We start from the raw sequence: 1,978 nt of genomic DNA, 5'->3' as shown, positions 1-1,978 counted from the left end.
TGACGGCGGCTGAAGCCGCACGGGTCGCTTTTCATCCCTGCTTTAAAAAGTCAGGGCTTTCAAGCTCCTGATTCATGCGGTAAATCGAGATTTACCAGCCTTTTTCAGCCTTGTCGAGAATGTAGGCAGCCACGTCTTCAATATCTTTGCTGCTCAAACGACCGATAAAGGAGGGCATGGCCATTTTCCCTTGTTTGACCTGAGTGGTAATGGCATCCATGGAATCCATGCCGTATTTTTCTAAATCGGATTTTTTCAGGGTTTTGGCAGGATTGACGGTATTGCCACCACCCATATGGCAAGCGGTGCAGTTGGCACTAAACACTTTAGCACCATTGCTCAGGTCGGCAGCCATGGCTGGGGTGGCAAATGTCAAAGCAACGAACGCCACGAGAAGGGTAACCAAGGAAAATAGTTTTTTTACCATCATTACGCAGTGAAGTTGGTTGACTACGAGGCTTTATTATATCGAAACTTAGGCCCGCTATCTTCTATTATTTGGTAGCGAAGTTTTTCCTGTCAAAAGACAGCCTGTAAAATTCGATCGTACTTCAGCGGCGATTTGCCAAAAAAAACCGCGATCGCTAAGCTTGTAGCCGTCGATCGCGCAGAGGTGGGTAGCTTCTAACAATGGGAAGCTACCGTTTAACTTACAAACAGTTTTTTAACGAGATTTTTTTATGTCGCGTGCCATATTCCGGAACATATCCATGTTGGAATCGGAACTCCGACGTTGGGAAACATCGTTGTTGTTAAATTGAGGTTGTGGTTGGAAAGAAGATGTGGAATTGTTGTTGGTGTTGTTGGTTTCTGTACTTTCTTCAGAGGATTCTGGCATCGCAGTTTCGCCGGTGCTGCGCCCCATGGAAGAAATGTATTCTACCCGTTCGTTGTTGGCATCGGCTTGGTCGGCTTTTTTCGCAAAGGTTTTCCTGATTTTACGCGGCGTGCGCATGTAGTCCATGTTGCCCATGGTTTTGGCGTCATCCGGGTCTAAGTAATAGGTACCGGAGGAACGATTGGTACGTTTTTTCGGTGCTCGATCGCCGTTGTTTGATTTTTTGGATCCAAACAAACCACGAATAAATCCAGTCATACTGTTTTCCCCAAGTCGACAGATAAGTGCTTGCTTTATAGAATATCTTAACAATTCTTAGACAACTTGTCGAAACAAATTTTCATTAAGTAGTTGTGCCCACCAATTATCACCTGGTAGAAAACCACTACGCGATCGCTCAAAAAGTCAAAAAATCCCCACATCTTTCCCTAGCTTTTTGCAAAATTTTACCAACTAAGATGGGGTGTTTTTTCCATTGCTGCTAGAACGTGGCTTCTGCTGTTGCCCTTGCGTTTGATCTACTGGGTTTTCTTTTGACTGGAAAGGGGCATTTTCCGACACCGCGATCGCTGGTTTTAAAAGTTCCCAAGCCGCCGCTGCCTTTTCGTGAAAAGCATCGTACTCCACCTTGAGTTTTGCTAAATTATTGAGAGTCCGAGCAAATTCTTTACTGCTAGCCATTTCCATTTGTTCGCTGCTGAGGGGTTTGGGATCGAACAACGCCTCAATTAGTTTCACATACGGCTGTGCCGCCTCTTGCGCCTGCTGCAGTTGCACCCGCAACAGCGAAAACTGCGCCAACTCCGACGCCGCCACCTCTATCGGTTCTAGTTCTCGGTCTGGTTCCCGTTTGGATTTGCGTTTTTTGGAGGTTTTACTAGTATTGGGCGCTTCCACCAAAACCAACTGTTCGCTACCCAAACCATTGGCAAAGCTATCCGGCGTTAATGTGGTATCGTTTTCATCTTCCATACGCCGCATGATTTCATCGAGGGCTTTTTCCCGGGTGGCTTCGGTATCCTGGGTGCCGACTCTAAAACACTAACAAACGTTCATAGACGTTAAGGTTTCTTCCTGCTTCACAGTAGCAACGTCGGCGTTAACTACTCCACAACAGGCTGACACGGTGGGTCTCACCGC

Annotated in this window: 3 protein-coding genes; all 3 read right to left on the bottom strand. The window is 46.6% G+C overall.

Translation table 11 applies throughout. The features are described 5' to 3' along the window. Positions 1-91: 91 nt before the first annotated feature. Positions 92-427 carry a c-type cytochrome gene (locus AS151_RS19215; RefSeq protein WP_071518694.1) on the bottom strand — a complete coding sequence of 112 codons (336 nt, stop codon included), beginning with the start codon at positions 425-427 and terminating at the stop codon, positions 92-94. Positions 428-664: 237 nt separating this feature from the next. After that, a complete protein-coding gene (locus AS151_RS19210) occupies positions 665-1,096 on the bottom strand; it encodes a hypothetical protein (protein WP_071518693.1) in 432 nt (143 codons plus the stop codon). A 195-nt stretch (positions 1,097-1,291) separates the two neighbouring features. Further along, positions 1,292-1,819 (bottom strand): hypothetical protein, encoded by a 528-nt coding sequence (locus AS151_RS19205; protein ID WP_139240786.1) that lies wholly within the window; start codon positions 1,817-1,819, stop codon positions 1,292-1,294. Between the last annotated feature and the right edge of the window lie 159 nt (positions 1,820-1,978).

This window comes from Geitlerinema sp. PCC 9228 (assembly GCF_001870905.1).
Classification (GTDB): domain Bacteria; phylum Cyanobacteriota; class Cyanobacteriia; order Cyanobacteriales; family PCC-9228; genus PCC-9228.
This window is presented reverse-complemented; position numbering and strand designations above follow the sequence as displayed.